At 44.3% G+C, this 24,717-nt stretch carries 17 protein-coding genes; 10 read left to right on the forward strand and 7 right to left on the reverse strand.

Annotated elements, in window-relative coordinates; genetic code table 11:
- Positions 1 to 332: 332 nt before the first annotated feature.
- Genes SJY39_RS16325 through SJY39_RS16345 form a run of 5 tightly spaced genes read left to right on the forward strand, consistent with a single transcriptional unit; the run spans position 333 to position 8,882 of the window.
- Complete coding sequence (locus SJY39_RS16325) at positions 333 to 2,354, forward strand: prolyl oligopeptidase family serine peptidase (RefSeq protein ID WP_016784318.1); 2,022 nt, start codon at positions 333 to 335, stop codon at positions 2,352 to 2,354.
- Positions 2,355 to 4,496 (forward strand): TonB-dependent hemoglobin/transferrin/lactoferrin family receptor, encoded by a 2,142-nt coding sequence (locus tag SJY39_RS16330; protein ID WP_010431534.1) that lies wholly within the window; start codon positions 2,355 to 2,357, stop codon positions 4,494 to 4,496. It abuts the gene before it with no gap.
- Between the two features lie 9 nt (positions 4,497 to 4,505).
- Positions 4,506 to 6,833, forward strand: coding sequence for a proprotein convertase P-domain-containing protein (locus SJY39_RS16335; RefSeq protein WP_016793214.1), 2,328 nt, complete (start codon positions 4,506 to 4,508; stop codon positions 6,831 to 6,833).
- A gap of 4 nt (positions 6,834 to 6,837) precedes the next feature.
- Positions 6,838 to 8,322, forward strand: coding sequence for a DUF1566 domain-containing protein (locus tag SJY39_RS16340; RefSeq protein ID WP_016793213.1), 1,485 nt, complete (start codon positions 6,838 to 6,840; stop codon positions 8,320 to 8,322).
- A gap of 2 nt (positions 8,323 to 8,324) precedes the next feature.
- A complete protein-coding gene (locus SJY39_RS16345) occupies positions 8,325 to 8,882 on the forward strand; it encodes a DUF1566 domain-containing protein (protein ID WP_010431524.1) in 558 nt (185 codons plus the stop codon).
- Between the two features lie 101 nt (positions 8,883 to 8,983).
- Here the strand turns inward: SJY39_RS16345 and SJY39_RS16350 are convergent, their stop codons facing one another.
- On the reverse strand, positions 8,984 to 10,627 hold the full coding sequence (locus SJY39_RS16350; RefSeq protein WP_016793212.1) for a methyl-accepting chemotaxis protein: 1,644 nt from the start codon (positions 10,625 to 10,627) through the stop codon (positions 8,984 to 8,986).
- 483 nt (positions 10,628 to 11,110) lie between these two features.
- Here SJY39_RS16350 and SJY39_RS16355 point away from each other — a divergent pair, with 483 nt between their 5' ends.
- The 5 genes from SJY39_RS16355 to SJY39_RS16375 all read left to right on the forward strand — a co-directional run bounded on the left by SJY39_RS16355 (position 11,111) and on the right by SJY39_RS16375 (position 17,229).
- Positions 11,111 to 11,932 carry a phosphate ABC transporter substrate-binding protein gene (locus tag SJY39_RS16355; RefSeq protein WP_010431515.1) on the forward strand — a complete coding sequence of 274 codons (822 nt, stop codon included), beginning with the start codon at positions 11,111 to 11,113 and terminating at the stop codon, positions 11,930 to 11,932.
- A 122-nt stretch (positions 11,933 to 12,054) separates the two neighbouring features.
- Positions 12,055 to 12,984, forward strand: a complete 930-nt coding sequence (gene pstC, locus SJY39_RS16360; RefSeq protein WP_010431512.1) for a phosphate ABC transporter permease subunit PstC — start codon at positions 12,055 to 12,057, stop codon at positions 12,982 to 12,984.
- 65 nt (positions 12,985 to 13,049) lie between these two features.
- Positions 13,050 to 13,913, forward strand: coding sequence for a phosphate ABC transporter permease PstA (pstA, locus tag SJY39_RS16365; protein WP_010431509.1), 864 nt, complete (start codon positions 13,050 to 13,052; stop codon positions 13,911 to 13,913).
- A gap of 75 nt (positions 13,914 to 13,988) precedes the next feature.
- Complete coding sequence (pstB, locus tag SJY39_RS16370; RefSeq protein ID WP_016793211.1) at positions 13,989 to 14,738, forward strand: phosphate ABC transporter ATP-binding protein PstB; 750 nt, start codon at positions 13,989 to 13,991, stop codon at positions 14,736 to 14,738.
- A gap of 346 nt (positions 14,739 to 15,084) precedes the next feature.
- Positions 15,085 to 17,229, forward strand: a complete 2,145-nt coding sequence (locus SJY39_RS16375; protein WP_010431504.1) for a GGDEF domain-containing protein — start codon at positions 15,085 to 15,087, stop codon at positions 17,227 to 17,229.
- A 174-nt stretch (positions 17,230 to 17,403) separates the two neighbouring features.
- Here the strand turns inward: SJY39_RS16375 and SJY39_RS16380 are convergent, their stop codons facing one another.
- Genes SJY39_RS16380 through SJY39_RS16405 form a run of 6 tightly spaced genes read right to left on the reverse strand, consistent with a single transcriptional unit; the run spans position 17,404 to position 24,424 of the window.
- Positions 17,404 to 19,086, reverse strand: coding sequence for a BatD family protein (locus SJY39_RS16380; protein WP_016793210.1), 1,683 nt, complete (start codon positions 19,084 to 19,086; stop codon positions 17,404 to 17,406).
- A gap of 2 nt (positions 19,087 to 19,088) precedes the next feature.
- The gene (locus SJY39_RS16385; RefSeq protein ID WP_390242261.1) at positions 19,089 to 21,056 is read right to left on the reverse strand and encodes a VWA domain-containing protein; all 1,968 of its coding nucleotides are present in this window, start codon (positions 21,054 to 21,056) and stop codon (positions 19,089 to 19,091) included.
- Positions 21,049 to 22,056, reverse strand: coding sequence for a VWA domain-containing protein (locus tag SJY39_RS16390; protein WP_016791067.1), 1,008 nt, complete (start codon positions 22,054 to 22,056; stop codon positions 21,049 to 21,051). Before SJY39_RS16390 ends, SJY39_RS16385 begins: the two co-directional genes overlap by 8 nt.
- Entirely contained in the window at positions 22,049 to 22,534 is a 486-nt protein-coding gene (locus SJY39_RS16395) for a DUF4381 domain-containing protein (protein ID WP_016767409.1), read from the reverse strand. The genes SJY39_RS16390 and SJY39_RS16395 overlap by 8 nt, the downstream gene beginning before the upstream one ends.
- Entirely contained in the window at positions 22,531 to 23,457 is a 927-nt protein-coding gene (locus SJY39_RS16400) for a DUF58 domain-containing protein (RefSeq protein WP_016787329.1), read from the reverse strand. The genes SJY39_RS16395 and SJY39_RS16400 overlap by 4 nt, the downstream gene beginning before the upstream one ends.
- Before the next feature lie 10 nt (positions 23,458 to 23,467).
- A complete protein-coding gene (locus tag SJY39_RS16405) occupies positions 23,468 to 24,424 on the reverse strand; it encodes a MoxR family ATPase (RefSeq protein WP_016767410.1) in 957 nt (318 codons plus the stop codon).
- Positions 24,425 to 24,717 lie beyond the last annotated feature (293 nt).

The raw sequence follows: 24,717 nt of genomic DNA on the forward strand, positions 1-24,717 counted from the left end.
GCAAAATCAACCATGCGAACCGGCCACACTAGTTAAGTCGATGATGCCTACTAACTCAAAAGCTCTAGATTTAAGTCATTTTATCAAAGATAAGAAAACGATTGCTTTCTTTAATTAATGCCGACAAATCCAATATAATCAATATTATTGACTGATTTGTTATTCATATGCAAATTTAAATAACACCTGACATTGCAATGGTAACGCATCATAAATTAGCGTTCTTCTCGTGACTGGCATCACACATCTATGTAAATGATAATTGATCTCATTATCGTTTGGGTGCATCATGCGCGAAATTTATTAATTTAGCGTATGGATTTGTTTTGTTTATGAAAGCATTTGTGTTGTTAGCTTTTGTTTTGGTCTTGTCGGCAGGAGTTGGTGCTTCGGATCAGTTCTCTTGGCTCAGAGGTGATTCCCGTAGTGAGAGTAAAGTACTTAGTTACCTTCATCAACAAAATGAAAAGACACTGCTGTACAAAAAAAACATTCAAACTTTGAGTGAATCCCTACAACAGAATTGGCAAGACAATCGTCCAGATCAAGCTGAAAAGCCATGGAAAGAAATAGGTGGATTCGAGTATGCGATCCTAAATCAAAATGGTGAAAGGACCTTACTATCCCGACAAGTTGGGAGTGACGATTCAACAGAGTTACTTAATCTTGATACCCGCTCTGCCGAGCATGATTATTACCAATTAGGCGGTTGGGCATTAGACTCAACTAAAACTAAGCTCGCGATAGCAGAAGATATTACGGGTACTGAGCAGTTTCGAGTGAGTGTTGTTGATCTTAAAACTCAGCAAGTTACATTACTAGCTCAAAATGTAGACAGCTCGCTAGCATGGTCGAAAGACAGTAAATCTCTGTATTTAATTCCACTTGAAGAACACACTTCGAGACCATATGCGCTAACAAAATACTTCTTAAATGAGTCAAAGCCAATTCAGTTAATGGAAGAACCGGACTCCGCTTGGTTGCTTTCGTATTACCTTTCAAGTGATAAGCAATTTGCTGTCGTTCAGGCAAACAGTGAAAACTCTAGCGAGCAACGTTTGTTAAACCTCGATAACGGTGAAATCTCCAAACCACTATTACCACGAAAAACTGGGGTGGAATACTACGTTGATGTTTCGGATTCTATGTTGTTTGCAAACAGCAATCACGACCGCAATGATTTTGCTTTTTACTCTGCACCACTTACTCAGGCTCCACATATCAACCTCTGGCGAGCGGTTTTTGAACCAACGGACGAGTCTAGAATCAGTAACTTCTATTTGTTTGAATCCGGCGCTGTGGTTGTTAGCCAAAGTGGTGCGTCTCAGTCTCTAAATTTTCTCGACAAAGATAACCGCTATCGTTCAAGCCAGTTATTGGCTGACGCAGGCCAAGTTGCTTGGGTAAGCCAAGTGGGCGACTACCAAAGTAACAAATTGCATATTCGCAGCATGTCTTTGACTCAGCCAGCAAAGTGGGACCGGTTAAATACTGATACTTTACAACGAGAACGCTTCTCTCAAGACCATTACCCTCAATACCAACAATCAGCGTATCAAACCGAGCAAGTTATGGTGAATTCTGGTGGGGTAACAATTCCAGTCACACTGGCTTATCGCAAAGACAAATTGACTAAGACCACACCAGTGTTTTTGTATGGATACGGAGCTTATGGCATGGCGATGAAGCCCTATTTCATGCCACAAATTATTAGCTTACTTGATGAAGGTGTTATTTATGCAATTGCACATGTTCGTGGGGGCGGGTTTTATGGTGAGTCTTGGTATCAAGCCGGTAAGGGGATTAAAAAAGAAAATGCCATCTTGGATTTCATCGCAGTTGCTCGTGATTTGACAGCATACAATCTTGGTAAGCGCCCTATTTATGCGATGGGTGGAAGTGCTGGTGGCACTCTTGTTGCTGCAGCTTTAAATCAAGCTCCTGACTTGTTTGATGGTGCTGTCCTTAAAGCGCCATTTGTTGATGTTGTTAATAGCATGTCTGATTCTGCATTACCTCTAACAGCTCAGCAGTACGGTGAGTGGGGCAATCCAAACATTGCCGATGAATTGAAGCTCATGCAGCAATATGACCCTTATCTGAATCTTAGCGAACAAAATTACCCACCGATATTGATTCAAGTTGGCCTCAACGATCGCCGCGTTCCCTATTGGGAAGGGGCTAAGTATTACGCAAAATTAAGCGAGCTAACGACTGGAAGTGGGCCCTATTTATTGTCGACAAACTTTACTCAAGGACATTCGACAGATAGACGAAAATCCTTAGCGCAACAAGCGTTTGAATACGCATTCCTTTTATCACTTACCCTGAAAGACATTAAAGCGGAGCAGTAAATGAAGCTTTCCCCCCTATCAGCGGCAGTACTGAGTGTACTTGCTGCCAACGTCGTGCACGCCGAATCTGAGGTTTACCACTTTGAAGAGGTGCTCGTAACGGCGAACAAAATAGAGCAACCGTTATCTGAAGTAGCAGGTTCAGTTGCTGTGATCACGGGTGAAGACCTAGAAAAAAAAGGCGCAACAGAACTCTACGACGCAATAAAAAGTGAACCTGGAGTCAGTGTTTCTGGGGGGGCAGGCCGACCGCAAAACATTACTATTCGCGGTATGACAGGTAACCGGATTTTGATTGTTAAAGACGGGATAAAATCTGCTGATGGTTTTGGGGCTAATGACATCAACGACAAAATAGGGCGCAACTCATTCGATATGTCGAACCTCGACAGTATTGAAGTCATCAAAGGTGCGAGCTCGTCTGTGTATGGGTCCGGTGCGATTGGTGGTGTTGTGGTTGTGAGATCTAAAAAGCCGGGAGACTACCTCGACGATAAAGATTTCTATAGCGACGTCTCTGCAACCTATACCGGTATCAGTAATAAATACAAAGGTGCGACAAACCTTGCTTTCCGTTCGGGGAAATTCGAAAGCTTGGTTAATCTTTCTTATTGGGAAGGTGAAGAAACCCGTAATTTTGATGAAGACCTATATAACCGAAGTATCGATGGCGTCGGTGGTGGTTACACCCTGAACTACTGGTCAAGTGACGCTCTGATGCTCAAAGGCAATGTCGAGTATTACAAAGAGAATTCAAGTCGTAAAGAAGGGTCTTCTAAGATCCAAAAGGACGGTAAATGGGACACTGAAGATTTTGACCAACAGTCTTATACCGAGACGTTCTCTGCGTATGCGGGGTTTGAGTATCTACCTGCCAATACTTGGTTTGAGGAATTAGATGCCAAGATCTATTGGCGTGATATGACTAATGAAGATACCACTAATCGTTTGATGTCTCGAAACAACAATAACGTTTCTGAGTTACGTAGAACGATTGATATTCGTGGTTTTACGGATCAGCTTCTCGGTGTAAACGCCGATTTTATTAGCGCATTCCAACATCAAAACATGAACCATACCTTGTCTTATGGTGTGAATATGGAGACCAACCTCCATGAGCGTCCAAGTCAATCTTCTGTTTTAGATTGGAACGGAGTGTCACTTAACGCGGATGTCCCTTTTGCTCCAGCCCGCTCGTACAATTTTGCTGCTTTTATTCGTGACGCGATTGAAATTGACCATTGGACTGTGACGGCTGGAGCCCGTGTTGATTTACACCAGTTGAAACCTGAATCACAGAGCACAATCAATGACTATGAAGTGAAGGAACAAAATTCGAGTGAGTTTTCTCCTAGCTTATCGGTGAGTTATCAGTTAACAGACTCGCTAAATACATACCTTTCGTACAACCACGGCTTTAGAGCACCGGGTTATGACAAAATTTATGGTTATCAGAACCATGATTTTGTCCCAATTACCCCATTTGTCATTGTGCCTAATATGGACCTAGAGGCCGAAACCAGTGATTCGTTTGAATTAGGCAGTAAGTTTGATAATGGACAAACACAGCTATATGCGGCCGTTTTCTATCAAAAGTTCGATAATTTTATCGACGTTAAACAGATCTCATTTGTGCCGGATCCAAATACAGGTAACTACTACAAGCAGTATCAAAACGTAAATGGAGTCGAGACATATGGCATTGAAGCTTCTCTTGCACACCGTTTAAGCGATTTTTGGAGTGTGAGTACTAAAGTCGGCTACGTTGATGGAGAAGATGAGGACGGAGAAAAAGTTCGTACGCTAACACCTTGGGAAGGTAATGCCGAGGTGACTTATGACGATAACGCCTTCTCCGCTTATGCGCAGGTTAATTGGGCGCAAGCGATGGATAACGTCCCTCAATGTGAAGATGATTTAGGTATCGTTACTGACTGTGCGACTACTTCTGGCTGGGCGAGTGTTGACCTTGGCGTAAGTTACTCTTGGACCTTCGGTTTGGATGTCAGCGCTAACGTTATCAACCTTTTCGACAAAGAATACATCCGTTACCAAGATGTCGCGGGCATAGCTGATAGTAATAAAGTTTACTCTACAGAGCCTGGTCGTTACTTCACCGTTAACGCCAAGTATGCGTTTTAAGGAGGACATATGAAAAAGAGTCCTCTATACATCGCTTTGTTGTTGGTTTCAGCAACAAGCAGTGCTGCCGAATGGGATTACCCTCTCGGTAATATTGTTGTAACAACGCAGCAGGAAGCCAAAGCGTATTTAGAACAAGCTTATCCTGACGTTGGTACGCTGAGGTTTCGCTATGAAACACAGTCTAAGTTGGGACACCACTATAACTTCGACTTATTGATCAAAGGTGAGTACCAACAACAGAAATCTGTGGTTCTATCCACTAACTCTGACGAGCAGGTTTCACGCGTTTTCAGAAGCTTAGAAAATACCGTGTTACTCAACGGAAATCCGACAACGGCTGCTGAGCTAGAAGTTCCTCGCTTATTAGAAGCAGAGCGTGCGCCGAGCTTAAGCAGTGGCCAAGTGGTTGCGACGCATGTGAATGTGTTCAGTCCTGATTTAAGAACCATGGATAGAGCTGCGCCACCAGAAAGTTTGCTCACCGATGTGAGTCAATATCCAAGCCTCCCACACTACGTGCAAGCGGATGTGGAGGTATTGAACCACAGCGATGGTATCTACCTTACCAATGCTCGTATATCTCAGGTTGATGCAACAGCCTTGTATTCACTTGACCCAGACTCAGGTGCTGTAACGAACCGTGACACTTCAAGTTTTCTCGCAGCTGAGGGGCTCACAAAGTTTGCGGATCTGAACGAGCTGCAAAATGTGGATTGGCAAGATGTGCGATTCCTACAATTGATGGTATTTGCTCATCTAGATCAGTCTTTACGTTATATCAGCAGCTTGGGCTTTGATCTGTTTGATGCCCCTCTTGAGTTCGATGGCAGAGGCTTATCTGCAGATAACTCGACGTACTATTATGGCCCCAAAGCGGCTTTATTTGGTATTGGCGGTGGCTCACCTGATGCATTAGATGGTGATGTGATTCTGCATGAGCTTGGCCATGGGATTCATTATCACATCGTAAAAGATTGGGCTTACGGCCATACAGGTGCCATCGGTGAAGGGTTTGGAGATTACTGGGCGGGTAGTTTTAGCTTTCGTATTCAATATGAAAATGCACAGACTCGCGGGCAAGAGTTCGAGATAGATACTGTCTTTAACTGGGATGGTTACTTCGGGGTAAGGAATACCACGCGTAGCCTGTGGAACCAAAGGGCACGTTACTTTAGACAAGCAGAATATCGCCCTCATGAAAGTGTTGCTGGTGAACTAGGTGATGAGCTTTGGTCAACGCCTTTATTCCAGGCTCTGAAAGCCTCAGTTGAGCAGTATGGTGAGATCGCTTTTAACGAGTTCGATTCAATCGTACTCGAGTCTATGTATGGGCTAGGTCGTGGATTGAAAATGCATGACCTAGCTGAGAGCACTCTGTTTGTGGCTCAAAAGCTGTATCCGAATCGAGATTATGCTGAAATATTGAAGCAAAAGTTTGATGTGCATGGATTGATCATCGAGCCATTTAAAGTAGAGGCTCCTGACCGTTATGTTGATCCAAAGAAGCCGTTGACGATTGAGTTGTACCCAACATTAAGACAGGCTCAAGTGGATGGCCAAATCAATATTTCAGAATTGGTGAAGTCGTTCGTTAGCGATCCGGTTGATCAGTTGTCGATAGAGGCGACACTTCCGACCGGCGAGATGTGTGGTTCTTCAGTCGCCATGAATACGAGTGTCGATTACCGATACAACGACGCCCTCAAGTCACAAAATTGGCAACATGATTTGTCTCTTGTATATGGCTTACCTGTACTCGAATCCGATATCAAAGAAGTGAACAGTTACCTTCCTGATAGCCGGTTTAGCTCAACTAATCAGCCGATCGTTGGCTTTAAAACATTCAATTTCACTCTAAATGGCACGGCTCAGACCGCAGACGAAAATTTCGGTCTGTATTTAGATATCGATCACCCTCGGTTGAGTGATTTAGTGGTGACCCTTATTTCCCCGAAGGGAACACGAGTCGATTTACTTAACCATAAATCGACGCGATTTTCTGGCTTTGATGGTTACTTCACACTTAAGCATGACTCGGTTCTTGATTCGTTTAAGGGTGAGCCTACTAACGGGTCTTGGCGTTTAGAAATTGCCGATTACGTAAATGGTGAAACTGGGCACTTAAAACGGTGGGGGCTTGGCACGATTTCGAAATACGAATGTGGAGAAACAACGACTTCACCAGAAGAACCAACAGTTACCAGTGGCTCTTCTGGTGGTTCAGCTTCACTCATATCAATTCTATTCATGTCCTTGCTCTCGTTCGGCAGGTCATTTGGTACGCGTTACTTGTCTCTAATGGCAAGGCTCTTTAAAAACAAAACAAGAAGATAACTCTATGAAACCTCAATTGACAATTTTGGCCATCTCTTTGGCTCTTGCTGGCTGCGGTGGTTCGGGCGGTTCCGATACCTCTGCATCAGCAGCACCAACCTATACAGTGTCAGGTACAGTGACAGCACAGAATGTAGATTTACAAAGTAAGGTCTGTGCAGACATAAATCAAAACTACATGTGTGATAGTGGAGAACCAAGCTCGGCGGCTAACGCGAATGGCGAATTTAGTATTACTAGTACTAAGAAGTCGATTTTATCGGTTCCTTTGTTAGCTCAGGTGGATACGGGGATTGCAGCCAATAGCACGAGCGCTTCTGCATCTTCTTACGCTTATATTGCCGCTCCCGGTCTTCAAAAAAATACGGGAAATGAGATTAATGGTATCAGTTCACTATTGGCGGGTTATGTTGCTGACGGATTGACGGTAGCTGAAGCTAACAACAAATTAAAAGCGCAGTTGGCAAAAAGTGGCATCGCTATATCTGGCGATATTCAAGACGATTTATCTGCATCTGAACTCGCGAGTCTGGAACAAAATATCGTATCAACAATTAAGGCGTTTAAGCACTCTAATCGTGCGTTCATGCTGGCTCAATTGAGTGCGAAATTTGATAAGAGTGCGGTCGATTATGTAGGTGGAGTACTCACTAATGACCAAGTTACTGCTTTTGCAAATTTCCTCGAAGGAGAGCTAAAAGCTGCGACAGCATTGAATGATACGGGTGTTTTACGCTATTTCTCAGATATCGATGACACACAAAATGTCGTTGAACCACAGAGTTCATTCCCAGGTCAAGATGCAGAATACGGCTTTGATAAAACAGAGCTGAATGACAATACCGGCAATGGTTTCCAGTTCGCAAAGTTAGATTCAAGTGGTCAGGTGCTTGCCGATGATGCTGCGGAGTGGTCTTGTGTTTTGGATCAACGCAGTGGCTTGATTTGGGAATCGAAAACGGATGACGAAAGCTCTATTCAATATAAAGATCGCATATTAGCGCTTGAGCTACCCGGACTAGTAACGCCTTACGATCAAGATGTTGATTTAGCGACGTGTAAAACGAAAGGCGATGCGATATGTACCACTCAAGATTACGTTGAACATATCAATGCAATGAACTTATGCGGCAAGTCAGATTGGCGCTTGCCAACATTCAATGAATTCTACAACGTGCTCGACTTCGGTGAGACAGAAACCAACTCGGATGGTGAAGTTTATGGTTTAACTTACAAGTACTTCCCACATCAAACCCTTGGTATTGACTATACGGCTTACACTGGTTCGGTATGGACTCAATCCATTACTTATAGCCAATATACAAACACAGCTGTTGAAGGTGGCTTCTATTACAACGAGATTGGAACCCAGGGTTCAGACAGGGGGGTTGTTGGTTCTATAGAGATCTATTCAGGTGATGTTGATTCTTCGGATAATTATGACTCGTTCCAATTCCCAATTCGTTTAGTTTCACTACAAGGTCAATAGATATGAAAAATTTACTCTCCATCACTTTAATGGCTCTGTTTTCTGCGGGTGCAATGGCACAAGAGTGCAGTTTAGATATGGAAAAATCGGCTCCGAGCACGCGTTATGTTGCGAATGATAATGGGACGTTTAGCGATGAACTGACAGGGTTAACTTGGATGCGTTGCCAACTGGGTAAAACTTGGGATACGAAGACATTAGCTTGTAGTGGGCCTGCTGAAACGTATCACTGGCAGAGTGCGCTCTCTATGGTTGAATCAATCAATGATCAGAGTGGCAGTCATGCGTTGCATAAGTTCGGTGGTGAAAAAGAGTGGCGCATGCCAAACATCAAAGAATTAGTGTCATTAAAAGAAGTGGCTTGTCACTCTCCAGCAATGAGTCACAAGGTGTTTGGTGATACGTTTAACGTTGAAGCTGGAAACTTAGCCGTTTATATATGGAGTTCAACTCCTGCGAGTGATGGTCAGAGCGTGATGACGTTTGATTCGATTAATGGTGAGGTTTACCAGTACAACGCCGCACAATATAAATTTAGCGTCTTGTTAGTTGCAGAATGATTTAGTTCTTAATGCGTAAATAAAAAGGCCGTGGTTTTCCACGGCCTTTTAGGTTCTGGCATATAGGTCTTAACTTAGATCTGAAGCTTAGACTTTAAACCCTATACCTTAAAATAATCCAACTGCTGCTTTTGCTGCTCGGCTAAGTTAGATAGCTCGTGGCTCGCTGCTGCGGCTTGAGTAATACCGGTTACGTTTTGGCTTACTAGGCTGTAGATGTTTGAGATATTACGGTTGATGTCTGCAGTCACTTGGCTTTGTTCTTCTGCGGCAGAGGCAACCTGAGTGTTAATTTCTGTCATGTCGGTTACTGAGTTAGCAATACCAGAAAGGGCTGCACTCACCTCACCTGAGAGCGTTTGGTTGTGCTCTAACATAGACAGTGAACTGCTCATGCTCTCATTGGCGTTACCCGATTGAACCTGCAAGCCTTCGATAATTGCTTGGATCTCTTTGGTTGAATCTTGCGTACGAGCAGCCAGCATTCGAACTTCATCGGCTACCACTGCGAAACCACGGCCACTCTCACCAGCTCGTGCGGCTTCGATTGCTGCATTAAGTGCAAGAAGGTTAGTTTGCTCAGAGATGCTTTGAATTACTTCAATTACCTTACCAATCTGCTCGGAGTGCTCTTTTAACGTGCCTACAACGTTTGCCGCTTCGCTCAGCTGAGTCGCCATTTGCTCATTAGCTTGGTTGCTCTCATTAAACAAGCTCATGCTGTGTGTTGCCATTTCGTCGGCTTGCTTGGAAGCTGAGTCGGCTTGTACTGCATTCTCGTTTACGTGCGATGCTGTGCTCTCAAGTTGGTTTACAGCAGAAGCAACTTGCTCCACTTCTTGCTTCTCTTGATCTGAGTTTGCGCTTGATTGTGTCATTACAGCCGCGAGCTCTGTCGATGCTGACGCCACTTCGATACTGATCCGAGATAGTGAACTTACGGTGTCTCGCAGTTGTTCAACAGATTGGTTTACGTCTTGTGCAAGACGTGAAATTTCATTGTTACCTTGTTCATCTGCTTTAACTAACAGGTTGCCCTTTGCCACTTCACGCATGGTTTCCTGAATATTACTGATTGGTGTAACGATGACACCAGCCAGTGTCCAACTAATAAGCAGAGCAGCAGAAAGTATGACTAAAAGTGCGATCGTCGCTGTATCGAGCGTGCTGGTATGTTGTTGACCGTTGATGTGGACTTCTTGGGTAGCAATGTGATTCAGCTTTTTAGAAAGAGTATTGATAGCTTGTACCATTTCATTTCCCGCGTGACGGTATTGGTCGATAGCGGTTTGGTAACTGGCATCAAAATTAGAGGGAAGCGCTGTATTGCCGTGTTTTGCGGTCAAGAGAGGGAGCATGGTGATACGAGAAAAATCGACATAGTGATTCATCGCTTTACGCATTGCAGTGACTTCTTCCTGCATCCCTGTAACGGTGTTCAATGAATCTAATAGACGCGCATTTTGGTCACGTTTTTGGTTTAGTGTCTCAACTAAGGTTTTCACATCGTCTGCATTAAATAAGCTGTAAATCGCTTTGATACGCATACCGTAACTGTTGTCGACGATTTCACTGAGTTCTTCTTTATGTAGGATCAACTCATCGGTTGAAACTGACACATCTTTAAAAGCACTTTCGAGTTTATCCCCACCGATAATGACGCCAGCCAATAATAAGACGACGGAAAATAGAACCGGAATAAGGATCTGTATTTTTATAGATAAGCCACTGAGAAGTTGGCGCATTTAATGTCCCTCTTTGAATAATTTAGTAGATGAGAATTATTATTATTAAAATTGATTGGGGATTCTAACTAATGAGACTGACAATTCAATCAGTAAAGGTATTCATTTTGTTATATGCGATAGGTATTTGATATACATGATTGTTTATTGTTCAAAATTGCGATTTAGCTGCACATTACTCTCAATTGTGTTACGCCTATTTGATTGAAAAACATAGAAATATATTGGTTGTCGTTCGATATAAATAGAAGGGAGGTTGGTTGTTTGGCGTCTGAATTCTACACAAATAAGTGTGGAGATAAGCGAACCTGATGGATGTGTAACTACCGATTCATTAAAAAGAGGAAAAATGAGCCATTAATTTGCAGTTGTCATATAGGCTTCAATTAAGTGAAACACAACTGTCATATTTGGATTCTAAAGTGGGCACCGTTCAAGCAAAACACAACATTACGGCAATAACGCCATTAAAGGAAATTTGTGATGAAAAAGACAGTTATCGGTGCAATCGCTCTTTTAGGTGCACTAACAGTGACTCCAGCTTCAGCTAAAGAAACTATTTCAGCAGTTGGTTCAAGCAGCGTGACTCCACTGATGGAAGTTTTCTCTGAAACATACATGAAAACGAATTCAAACGTATTTGTTGAAGTACAAGGCCCAGGTTCTTCTGCTGGTGTAAAAGCAGCTAAGAACGGTAGTGCAGATTTAGGTATGTCTTCTCGTAATCTTAAAGATAGCGAGAAAGAAGCAACACTCGTTGAAGAAGTGGTTGCTCGTGACGGTATCGCAGTTGTTGTTAACCCTAAGAATGGTCTTGACGGACTAACAGCTGAGCAAGTAACGGCTATCTACAAGGGTGAAGTAACAAACTGGAAAGACGTTGGTGGTGCAGACAAGCCAATCGTAGCAATCACTCGTGATACGGCATCTGGTACTCGTGGTGCATTCGAAGACATCATGGCTCTTAAAATGGAAATTTCTGGTACAAAGGTATCGGCAATCTCTCAACGTGCTCAAGTTGCGAACGGCAATGGCGCACTAAAAACAATGGTTGCATCTAACCCTTACGCAATCGGCTACATCTCTCTAGGTACAGTGGATAGCTCAGTTAACGCACTTGCTATCGACGGTACTGAAGCATCAGTAGACAACGTTAAGAACGGTTCTTACAAAGTGGCTCGTCCTTTCCTAGTGCTTTACAAAGAAGGTCAACCTTCTGCTGAAACTCAAAAGTTCCTAGATTGGATGCTAACTGACGAAGCTCAGTCTCTTGTTGAGAGCAAAGGCTACATCGCAGTTAACTAATCTAAACCCAAATTAATAATATTGCTCAGCCTACCTTTTCAGGCTGAGCCTTTTCTATCCCACTTCGAGTTAATCCTGCGCTTACATAGCGTGTTGAGGATTATCGATATGTGAGACTTGTTATGACCATCGCAACGAATAGTGAACAGCTTATGAATAGCGAAGCGACTCAACTGAAACGCAGCTTACGTCAAAAGAAGCGTGTAGATTGGAAAGAGCGTATTTTTCACGGCTTATTTCTTACAAGCGCAATTATCGGCATCGTATCTCTTGCTGTTATTGCTTACTTCATCGTTAGAGAAAGTATCCCAGCATTCCGTGAAGCGGGCCTATCAGGTATCGTTTTAGGGCAAAACTGGCTACCACCAGCACTTTACGGTGTTGCTACCATGATTGTAGCTTCTGTCGTATCGACATTGGGTGCGGTAGTAGTTGGGGTGCCTATTGGTGTATTAACGGCAATCTTCATTGCTGAAATCGCGCCAAAGCGTCTAGCAGACATCATTCGTCCTGCTGTTGAATTGCTAGCGGGCATCCCTTCGGTAGTTTATGGCTTCTTTGGCCTCGTTATTATCGTTCCCCTGATTCAAAATGTGTTTCAAGTGCCTGCGGGTAACACGATCTTGGCTGGTATTATTGTATTGGGTGTAATGATCCTTCCTACGGTAATCACAGTTTCTGAAACATCAATTCGCGCGGTGCCAAGAACGTATAAAGAAGGCTCTTTAGCGTTAGGTGCTTCAAAAATCTTTACCATCTTCAAGCTTCTCGTTCCTGCTGCTCGTTCAGGCATCATGACTGGTGTGATTCTTGGTATTGGTCGTGCATTAGGTGAAACGATGGCAATCATTATGGTGATGGGTAATGCACCAGCGATGCCTGAAGGTATTTTAGATTCAGCTCGTACACTGACGGCGAATATTGCGATTGAAATGTCTTACGCAAGTGGTATTCACGCAAGTGCGTTGTACGCAACGGGTGTTGTTCTCCTTGTGTTCATCATGTCTCTGAACGCGATTCTACTTTACTTGAACCGTGAGAAGGCGAGGTAAACATCATGTCTTTAGAAAATAACGTAACACCTCAAGCTAACCCTACGAAGTCGCAAGGTAAAACGATGAATAAAGTTGCGCTAAAGAAAGCTCGCGCACGTAAAGATGCGGTATTGAGTGGCTTTATCTGGGCTGCTGCTGCTCTTACTGTGGGCTTCTTATTTTGGATAATGTGGTACATCCTTTCTAACGGTCTACAGCACGTTGATTGGAAGTTCATTACTGACGATTACACTCGTACTGGTGATGAGCACGGTATTTTCCCGATGATCATCTCTACGATTTACATGGTTATCGCTTCGATCGCGGTTGCGGCGCCGCTTGGCATCATGACAGCAATCTATCTGACTGAATACGCAAAAGTAGGCAGCCGTTTAGTTAAAATCATTCGTTTTTGTACCGAGTCATTAGCGGGCATACCGTCGATTATCTTTGGCTTGTTTGGTATGACATTCTTCGTGGCTATTTTAGGTTTAGGTTTCTCTATCCTATCGGGTGCGTTGACATTGAGTATCCTGATTCTTCCAGTGATTATTCGTACCACTGAAGAAGCGTTGATGGCAGTCTCTCAAACTTACCGTGAAGGTTCGTATGGGTTGGGTGCTTCTAAAATCTACACAATCTGGCGTTTGATTCTTCCAAGTGCAATGCCAGGTATCATCACTTCAGTTATTCTGAGTATTGGTCGTGTTATTGGTGAATCAGCACCCGTATTCTTGACCGCTGGTATGGTTGCTCGTATCCCAGATTCATTGATGGACTCTGGCCGTACACTAACTGTTCACTTATATAAGTTAACGACGGAACTGTTTACCATTGAAGAATGGAATCAAGCATACGGCACAGCAACAGTACTGATTGTTCTTGTACTGCTGATCAACACACTCACTAAGTTGATCGCAAGACGTTTTAACACTGCAACTTACTAAGCAGAGCTTTCTTGAGCCAAATGAGCTCATAAAACAAACGCAGTACAGACTTTGACGAATTACGAGATTACGAATATGAACAAATTTAATATTAAAGATTTAGACCTTTTTTACGGCGACAACCAAGCACTTAAATCAATTAATTTACCAGTGCCAGAGCGTCAAGTGACGGCTTTGATCGGTCCGTCGGGTTGTGGTAAATCAACATTATTGCGTTGCCTTAACCGAATGAATGACCTTATCGAGGGTGTGAAAATCACAGGCCTTCTTGAAATGGACGGTACCAACATCTACGGCAATATCGATGTTGCAGACCTACGTATCAAAGTGGGCATGGTTTTCCAAAAGCCCAATCCATTCCCAATGAGCATTTACGAAAATGTCGCTTACGGCTTACGTGCTCAGGGTATTAAAGACAAAAAGTATATTGATGAAGTGGTTGAAAGTTCACTTCGTGGTGCTGCGCTGTGGGATGAAGTGAAAGACCGTTTGAAAGCACACGCATTCGGCCTATCGGGTGGTCAACAACAACGTTTGTGTATTGCTCGTACAATCGCGATGCAACCTGATGTGATTTTGATGGATGAACCTACATCAGCACTCGACCCAATTGCGACTCATAAAATTGAAGAGTTGATGGAAGACCTGAAGAAGAATTTCACTATCGTTATCGTAACGCACTCTATGCAGCAAGCGCGTCGTATTTCAGACCGAACAGCTTTCTTCCTAATGGGAGAGCTTGTAGAGCACAACGAAACAAGTGTTATCTTCAGCGAACCCAAAGATGATCGTACCAAAGGTTACGTAAACGGTGACTTTGGTTAATTGATTATTTAAGTGTTGTTATGACCTTTTGTTTCCGCTGTCATATACCAAAGCACGCTAACTGAAACCAGGTTAGATAATCGAATCGATCGACAGAATTATCACTATAACTATAAGCGATGGAAGTTTTGCCCCACTTTATGTGGGGCTTTTTTATGCCTTTAAAAAACCTCCAACGTCGATTGAAAATTGGGCAGGAAATCCCATTTTTGTCGCCCTTCTCATGCTTGTGATAATGTTAAAAGCGAAATTGCGACTCGCTTAACATCTCATTTTTACTTACATTGATTGCATATCAAGGCTTCTGTATTTTTGCTTTATTCTTTTTAGCCAATGGACGGAAGTTGTGCCTGTTAAAGCCTTTGCAAAACAAATATCTGCAACACGCGACCACCGTTTATTAGCTGAATCTCTTTTTGATTACCTTGAGGAGGTGCTGACTCCCAAAGGAATTGGCATATTCTCGGAACCAACACCGCAAAGTGATTCATTACCTCTATTTTCTTGTGGCGAGTTAACTGCTCTTGTTCATTACCCTTCAACCTTTTGGCCTTGGATTTCCCAGTTCGATACCGCTGACGGTGTGCTGCCTATGGCTATCAATACGTGCAAGTGGGAACATATCGACGTGTTGGGTGGCGAGTCATTTATCATGATGCTTGATAATGCGCCTGCCTGTAGAACTTATTTAATTGTTCAAAATTGCGATACAGAAAAGGTCAATCAAACCTTTAACCAAGGGCTTGATGTCCTACAGTTAGCAGCAGCTCGTTGGCAATGTATTCGTGCTGAAAAGAATGCAGCCACTGAGATAAAACACAGAGACACACGAGAAGCTCAATATCTTGATGAAATTAAGCTCCGTGAATTGTTCGTAGAGAACATGAAATTGGTTCACCAGGTGGCGTTAGAACTTTCTAACCCAGAATCTTTGGATGCCTTGTATAAAGCTTCTGTTGAGGCTGTTCGAGATAGGCTTGGTTTTGACCGAGCTATTTTCATGCTACTGGATATGAAAAAGCGCTGTTTTAGTGGAACGTATGGCACTGATGAAGCGGGTAAAACAAACAGTGAGCATCATACTCAGTATGATTTACATCAGTTAGAATCAGAGTACATTGAGGCATTGTCGGATAATCACACCAATTTAGTTATCATTGAGCAAGCTCCGTTATACACCGCTGGGCAAGTGGTTGGGCAGGGCTGGAATGGTATGCTTATCTTGCGTGAAGGAGAGAAACCGGTGGGTTGGATCGCGATGGACAATTACATTCACCGCTCGCCAATTACCAACTATCAAAAGCAAATGCTCGAGTCATTTGGTTCACTTCTTTCTCAGATCTACATTCGTAAACGGCAGGAGCAGAATATACGCATGCTTCATTCAAGCATGGTTGAGCTATCTCGCTGTGATACTGTTAGCGAAGTGTGCAAGTCAGCGGTAAGTTTTGCTATTCAACACCTAGGGATCGATCGACTGGCGGTTTTCCTTACTGATAAAAATTGCAGCTACATGCAAGGTACGTGGGGCACGGATATTAAAGGCGATATTGTCGATGAGTCTTACTACCGTTCTGAGCTGGTGGAGCGCGATATTGTTGCTGCCGCTCGGGCTTGTCCGAATCAAGTCGCCTTTGAAGAGTCAGTACCTATCTATCACGACTTCAATATTGTGGGTGTCGGTTGGACAGCCATGACGATGCTCACAACCAATACGGGTGAGCCTATTGCGTTTATTGCTGCAGATAACTTGTTAACTCGTAGCCCTTTAACCTCGCAATTACGTGAAGTGATTCGTATCTTTGCCTCAAGTCTTGCTGAAGTGCTGCAAAGAACCATGGCACAAGAAGAGCTCAAAAAGCTTAACGAAACATTGGAACAAGAAGTCAGCAAGCGAACTAAAGAATTAGAACTGGCGAACCAACAGTTGGAAGTGATATCTAAGCTCGATCCGCTGACCCGCCTTGGTAATCGCCGTATGTTGACTCAGGTTTTAGATGATCTAAATTGTGACGGCCAAGGGGCGTTCGTCACACAACATGAAGTCACTTTCGGGCTGATCCTAGTCGACCTCGATCATTTTGGTTTGTACAACAGTGTTTATGGTCACACGGAAGGTGACGCAGCTTTGCGCACGATAGGTAAAATATTAAACGATCATGTTTACAATGACAAAGAAACCTTCTGCCGCATTGGTGGTGAGGAGTTCATGTTATTGATGATCGGTACCAATCACTCCAAAACCAAGCAACGTGCGGAGTCGATTCGAAAATGTATTGAAGAGGCTAAGATCCTCCATTGTGAAAGCAGCACTAGCCAATATCTAACTGCGTCTGTCGGTTATGCGTCAATCACCTCTGATCAACGCCAATTCGACTTCGATTTATTGTATGGCAAGGCCGATAAAGCCTTATATCAAGCCAAAGACTCAGGTCGAAATCGAATTGTTTCTGCACTCAAGAGAAGAAAGGTTTCGGCAACGCTTTCTTAGCTCTTAGTCTCGACCCTAGCTTTCAAATTCTAACGAAATCGAACGGATTTGGTTTTCTCGTTATTTCTATTTTCTTAAAACGAAGCCTAAGAAAACAAGAAGCCGTGGTAGTCAAATGGTGACCATCACGGCTCCGGGTTGTTGTCTATGTACTTTAGTTAGAGTTACGTATAGTTAGAGCTTCTCTAGTGTGCTCTTCTGAGTTTTACTAGAAAGTCGCTTTGGCTTTTTAATCGTATTGATCGCCAATCTAGGATCCCATGACTGATTTGGTGAATCTGCTTCAGCGTAGAGACTCTGATTTAGCTTGGCGAGCTCGGCTTCGATTGTTTCCAACGTTTCACCACTCAAGTCTGGGTTTTCTGTTTTCCACTGTTCGAACAAAGTTCTCGTCTTCACACCGTCTTTCATTTTCAGAGCGGCAATAAGCGCTTCTGCCGTATCGGATTGACGTTCATCTTTTTGCTTTGGTTTTACTACTGTACCGCGGCGTGACCAGAAGTAGAAAGCAAACGCTGAGCTGATTAACCATAATGCTGCAAACAGCGCGGTTAGATAAGGCCACATTCCTGGGTTTTCAACGGTAACAATCGTCGGGCTGGCTTGCTGAGTTGGTGTCTCCATAACAGGCGTTGGCGAGCTTGAGCTAGCGCGTTCACTTGCCTGAACCGACAACTCAAGACCAAGAGCGTTACTGGTTTCTTGTGATTGTGAGTCTGTGTTAAACCAAGCTTGAGAAACATCAGGAAGAGAGATGCTTCCTGATTCCTTAGGGATTAGTACCTGCTTATAGACAACGACAGCATCACCGGATTGGGTGGTGCCAAATTTCGGTTTTTCTTCATAAACACGTACCGTTTTAGGGTAGGTGATATTCAGTTTCGGCAGTTGGTGCTGCGTTAAGTTGCTAGCCGTCATAGTAATGGTACGAGTTAACGAATCACCCGCTTCCATTTCAATTTTCTGCTTGTCGTCACCTAAAGCATTGCTACTCCCCAGTTCATTGCCTTGGCTATCTGACCATTGTTGTATCAGTTTGAAGTTTGATGTTGGTAACCACTCACCTTGGTAGCCTTTTGGCACCTCTTTGACGGCTACATCTAAGGTTTTAACAGGCGTGTCGAGCTGGAAAAGGCGCGTTGTGCTTGAGTTGTTGGTTGAGTAAACAACGGCTCCTGTCAGCTTTGGTCCGTTCAGCTTAAACTGTCCGGGCTTTTGGGACGAGATATGGAACGACTGTTGGACCACCGTAACTTCTTGTCCGTTGATAACATCTTGATACTGCTTTGACTCACCAATGGGATCTACCTTCAACCCTTGTGAATTTGGCGGAGCTATTTTTGGATCTTGTAGTCTTCTCGGGTCAGCCTTGATAATGAGTTTTACATCAAGCTCTGCCACTTCTTGTGGGTATAGCGAGTTTTTACTGAGATCGAGTTGAAACTCGGCCATATCACTCTGCTTTGGAGCTGCTTTATTAACCGCAACGTTGATGGTGATCGGTTGGGTTTTTGCGCCTTCAATATCAAAGCTAGGAATCTCCAATCGGCCTAATCGAAGTGGGGCAAGGGTAATGTTCCACTCGCTAGACACAGTGCGGCTGCCATTTACGATTCTCATCGACGACCCAAAGCTTGGGGTACCGACATAGAAATCCTTTTGAAGGGGGGCTAGATCTAAAGCACCAGACGATACTTTTTCATCGGTCGTCACTCTAAGTAGGAAGACTTCATCTTTGGTAACACTGTTTTGCGAAACGCTCGCAACAGCGGTCGCTGCGAATACAGAATGTGACGAGAAAACACCGATTAGCAGTGTCAGTAGCATTGATAAAAATGGCTTGTTTAAAAATCGCATGGTTACCACTTTTTGTTTTGGTTGTTAGGAGCACTTTTTTGTCGTGCTTGTAGAATCATTTGCGCTTTAAGCAGTTGGCTCGGGTCACGAGCGCTTTCTACTTGCTCAAGTTTTCGCATATCAGGATCGCTCGATAGCGGCTGATCTGAGGTTTGCGCTAAAGCTTGTCGACCATCGCCTTCACCTTTTTCGTTTGAAGCTTGCTGTGCGCTCGCACTTTGAGGTTTTGAATCCTTTTGGTCTTGCTCTTCGGACTGATCGGATTTACCTGACTGCTTAGATTGCGCTGCTCGCTTACTGTCTTCTTCACCTACTTTTTCATCCGGTTGATTTTTGGCTTGCCGTTGGTTTGTACTTTGAGTTTGGCTATTCGTTTGGTTTTGCGAGCTTTCATTGTTTGCAGAGCTTTGTTGTTGATCCTGCGAATCTTGCGAAGAATCATTCTGCTGACCCTGCTGACCCTGCTGACCCTGCTGACCCTGCTGACCCTGCTGACCCTGCTGACCCTGCTGACCCTGCTGACCCTGCTGACCCTGCTGACCCTGCTGACCCTGCTGACCCTGCTGACCCTGCTGACCTTGTTCGTTTTGGTCTTTGGACTCAGAATTGTCTTGCTGTTGCTGTTGCTGTTGCTGTTGCTTCTGAGCCTGTTCGACAAGCTCTAGATTTTTCTTCGCATAAGCATGTTCAGGGTTGTTTTCGAGAATACGTTGGTACTCTTCAATCGCTTGATCGTACTTGCCTTGCTGCGCCTGTGCATTTGCAAGGTTGTAGCGAGCATCTTCGCCATTCAAACCTTGTAGTGTCTGCTCTGCAGCTTCGAAGTCACCGGCTTTGTATTGTGCGATGCCTTTCCACTCTTGTTGTTGGAACTGCTCTGCAGCTTGTTGGAAGTCTTCATCTTGATAAAGCTGATAACCCACCTGATCGTCGGTTTTCCAAGGGCTTGCAAACGCGATATTCGGTTGGCTGAACGACAAAACCACAGCTAATCCGCACCAAACAACACCCTTTCGAAACAGCCCAAGTGCGGGCAGTAATAGGAATGGCAGAAGCCAGAAGCCATTGTTGACTCTCGTGTTGAGTGAGTTATTGGTCTTGGTCACTTCAGAGGTTGTTGCAACTCGGTCGAGATAACTGGCGATATGTTCAACATCTGAGTTATCAAATTGAACCTCAGTGAACGTGCCACCATAACTGCGAGTCAGGTCGCGCATGTTCTCTAAATGGGTTCTCGCGACCACAGTTTGCCCTGAGTTGGTTTGCAGCATTGAGCCTGTTGGCAAAGAGATTGGTGCGCCACTTTCAGTACCCACCGCTAAAATGGATAGCGTCCAATTGCTACCAGATAGCAGCGAGTCGATCTCTTTCTTCTCTTGGTCATCTATGTCATCAGCAATCAATACCAAGTCACCGTGGTAGATATGAGCGCGAGTCATCATCTCAATGGCAAGCTTAACCGCAGCGGGGGCGTTGCTGCCTTGGTAAGGCATAATATCCGGAGACAAGTTTGGCACTTGGCTCTTGATGGTGTTGATGTCGGACGTTAGCGGGCTAATGGTGTAAGCATCGCCAGCGTACGCGACCATTCCTGTTAAGCCTTCTTTCCACAACGAAAGCAGGTCAAGAGCCTTGTATCGTGCTTGAGTCAGGCGATTTGGTTTTATGTCGGTAGCGTAAAGAGACATCGACATGTCCATCATCACAACTCGAGCCTGCGTTTTTTCAAAGCTCGGTTGTTCATTGTTTTGAAAGCTGGGGCCGGCTAATGCAATAACACCGATCATCCACCAGATACCAAAGTAAGTACTGCGGTTTTTTGATGGCTTGCTTGATTCTGGCGCCAAGTAGCGAGCGATATGAGACGCCAATAACCCTTGCTTAGATTGCTTCTTACTAAGCCACCAAATCGCGGGTAACGCGACAAGCGCTAAGAACCAATATGGGTAGATAAAAGTAAAGTTAGACATTGTTTCTCCTAATGGCTAACAGCATAAATGCGAAGAACATTGCCGCAGACAAAGGCCATACGAACCACTCTTGTTGTGGTCGCCAAACCTTGGTGGCATTTGTCACGGGTTCTAACTGGTTGATAGTGTCGTAAATGGTCGCCAGCTCTTTGCTGTCACGCGCACGGAAGTATTGACCGCCAGTGCGTTTGGCTATTTCCATTAGCGTGCGTTCATCCAAGTCTTGAGCAGTATTGACCTTACGAGTCATGAAGAACTCTTTGACCATCATTTCGCCTGCGCCAACACCGACGGTGTATATGGTCGCATCGTATTTTTTTGCGATGTCTGCGGCCTCTAATGGGTCTAACACCCCTGCAGTATTACTGCCGTCGCTGAGTAGTACCATCACACGTTGAGGCGCATTACTATCAACAAAGGTCTTGGTCGCAAGGCCAATGCCATCGCCAATCGCAGTTTGAGTACCAATCAGCTTTAACACTGCTTGATTGAGCTGTTGTGAAAGCGTATTTCTATCTAGCGTAAGCGGGGTCTGCAAGTAGGCGTGATCAGCAAATAGTACTAATCCGACTCGGTCGCCTTTACGGCGATCAATAAAGTCACTCAATACGCGTTTCACAGCCGACAAGCGGTCGATGTATTCGCCATTGAACTGCATGTCTTCTTGGCTCATCGAGTAGGAGAGGTCGACAACCAACATCAAATCACGATGCTTCGGCTGAAACTCCACCGGTTCGCCATACCATACAGGGCGAGCGCTCGCCGTAACCAGCAGAATCCAAATAATAACTGACAACGCTTTTGGTAAGCGACTGCTCGGTGTTTTGGTATGGCTGTCTTCTGGCAGAAATGGAAGCCTTAGGGCATTGCTTGATTCTGACTTTGGTGAGAACAAGTAAACGAGAAACGGCAGTGGCGCGATGAAGAACATCCACCACCAAACGAACTCGATGTTTAGCAAGTCCCTGCTTAGAAACATAGGGCTAAGAAAATCACTCATAACGACCTCGCTTTGGAGGAAGGGCTTTACGAAGCCAAGTTTCGCAATCATTAACCAATTGCTGTTGATCCATTTTCTGTTCGTCGTTCATTAAGGCTGCATCTTGATAGAGCGCTTGCTGCCACTGGGATTGTTTTGCTACAAATAACGGCTTCTCTAATTGCGCATCTAAGAACTTCAACCAATCATCACCTGCTAGACCTGCAATTTTTTCGCGTGGGAAATAGCTTAGTGCTGCCTGACGAACGATGTCTTGAGCTGTGCGCGGAGACAAGCTATCTGGAGACTGACCATGACGAAAACGAGCAAGTGCTTCGTTCTTCGCGTGTTGGTTGTTTTGTCTGCGTTTTACAATGAAAAACACTAAGGCGATCAGAGCAATAGCCGTGATAATCAATGCCCACCAACCCCACGCTAAAGGCCACCAAGTCGGTGCATCTGGTGCAATGACAGGGCTCAAATCTAAGGGCTGATTCATGACTGAACTCCTGATATCTGGCTCATTAATGACTGTGCACTAGACAGCGAGCTATAAGGTATCGCGAGAGATAAACCAAGTTTCTGCAACTGCTTCTTCTTTAGTGAAAACGCGTGGTTAAGTTTTTCCTTCTCTTTATTCGAGGAGAAGTTAAACCATTGAGTTTTACTGCCGTCCGTCACTTGTTTAGATCCCTTGTAGGCGGTTTCACCTTGCTCTAATGGATCATGAAAATGCACGAAGCGGACTCTGTTGTGCCGGCGTATTTGGCTGATAAGTGAGTAGTTACTTTCTTGGTAGCGTACAAAGTCACTGAGGATAATAATATCACTGCCTTTTGGACAAAGCTGATGAAGAGATGTCAGTCCATGCTCTAAGGTTGTCTCGCTGTGATTGTCGTGGTTGGTCAGCGCTGCATTATTGATTTCTATGACTTTTTGAAGAATGCGTAATGGCGCATGATTACTCGCACTGGGCTTGATTTCAATGATCTCTTTGCCAGTATCTATTACTGCGCCAATTCGGTCTTTTTGAGCCACAGTGAGCCAGCACAGTTGGCTAGTAAAGTGTGCAAGTTGAACTGATTTCAACAACAAGGTTGAGCCGAAAATCATGCTGCTTGATAGATCCAAAAACAAAATGACAGGCTGCTCTCTTTCTTCAGAGAATAGCTTGGTATGCGCCTTGCCCGTTCTTGCTGTGACGCGCCAATCAATGCTTCGGATATCATCTCCTGCTTGGTACTGACGAACTTCAGAGAAATTCATCCCGCGACCTTTGTGGTTACTCTCGTGTTGACCATTAAGTTGAGACCAAAGGCTCTTGGCTGGAGGCAACCATCGAACAGACTGAGCTTTGTATTGCAGCAGCTCATCCAAATTCAACGTGACGCCGTCACTATAGTTGGGTAGTTGATTATTCATACGCGTGTCCTTATGCGCTGCCAACCAATGAAATAAGATGTGCGATGACTTGATTGGCCGTAACGCCTTCAGCTTGAGCATGGTAGCTACGGAGCAGGCGGTGGCGTAACACAGGGAATGCCATCGCTTGAACGTCTTGTGGCGTTACATAATCGCGGCCAGCAAGCCATGCGTGAGCACGCGCGCAGCGATCCAAAGCAATAGTTGCGCGTGGGCTGACACCCATATCTAACCATTGATCAAGTTGATCGCTGTATTGCTTGGGTTGGCGAGTCGCCATAACCAGTCTGATGATGTATTGCTCAATGGTGTCTGCCATATGAATGTTGAGCACTTCTTGGCGCGCTTCAAAGATCGTTTGCTGAGATATCTGTTGTGGCTGAATAGATTCGTTACCTTGAGCTTCGCCTCGGTTCAGGCGCAAGATCTCCAGCTCGCTTTCCATATCTGGGTATTCGACCTCAAGGTGAAGCAAGAATCGGTCTAACTGGGCTTCTGGCAGAGGGTATGTCCCTTCTTGCTCAATTGGGTTCTGTGTCGCCATTACCAAAAACAGTTCAGGCAGAGCATAGGTCTTTCGACCGGCAGTCACTTGTTTCTCTGCCATCGCTTCCAGCATTGCTGCTTGAACTTTCGCCGGAGCACGGTTGATCTCATCCGCTAGAATAAGCGAGTTGAAAATCGGGCCTGATTGGAAGGTAAATTCCCCAGTTTCTGGTCGGAAAATATCGGTACCAGTCAAGTCCGCAGGCAGTAAGTCAGGTGTGAATTGAATGCGGTGGAAATCCCCCTCAACGCAATCAGCCAGTGATTTTACGGCGCGAGTTTTTGCTAAGCCGGGAGGCCCTTCAACGAGGATATGACCATCCGCTAAAAGGGCGATCATCAGTTGCTTAACGAGCTCTTTTTGACCAATGATTTGAGACTCTAGATAGTTTTGAAGGACTTCGAAATTTGTTTTGTGCATTTTGGACTCTCTGGGTATCCATTTGATTTTATTTTGAGTATTGGTCACTGATTTGTAACAAAAAGTTCCAGTGCATTTGCGTAATTTATTTTTTCAAAATTGGAAAGATTTACAAGTGGTTAGCTAAAAATATTGTTAGGTTGTGATTATTACTATATCAATTGGTTTTTATATACAAAAGCTTGGCTGTGGGGAGTTGTTTGAGTTCAGTTAGATCTAAGGGCTGATAGCTAAAGCCGACTCTCGACAGTACGATATTGGCTTAGTTAATTCATATTTAATTTGGATGATTT

Source organism: Vibrio sp. R78045, assembly GCF_042466085.1.
Taxonomy (GTDB): Bacteria; Pseudomonadota; Gammaproteobacteria; order Enterobacterales; family Vibrionaceae; genus Vibrio; species Vibrio cyclitrophicus.